Origin of the sequence: Yersinia sp. 2542 StPb PI, from assembly GCF_048593855.1 — a bacterium.
GTDB lineage: Bacteria > Pseudomonadota > Gammaproteobacteria > Enterobacterales > Enterobacteriaceae > Yersinia > Yersinia enterocolitica_E.
The window spans coordinates 1-213 of sequence record NZ_JAZGQA010000588.1; the positions used below are offsets into that span (position 1 = coordinate 1).

Sequence of the window (213 nt, forward strand, 5' to 3'; positions counted from 1 at the left end):
TTTGGCAATACGGTCACCGGCAGCGGTATCTTGCAGGTTACCGGCGGCAGCGATGCGACCCTGACCAGCAGCAATGGTGTCGACAATGCGGTCACGGTGGATATCACGGATGCCACCTTGAATCTGGCAGATATCGCGCTGTTTGACCATGCACTGACCGGCACTGGCACACTGAATGTGGCGAAGAATGATGCCAGCACGGCATTTGATTTC

1 protein-coding gene is annotated in these 213 nt (G+C 55.9%); it reads left to right on the forward strand.

What is annotated here, in order from left to right; all coding sequences use genetic code 11:
• On the forward strand, positions 1–213 hold a 213-nt coding region (locus V1952_RS22830; protein ID WP_420075670.1), incomplete at both ends, for a hypothetical protein.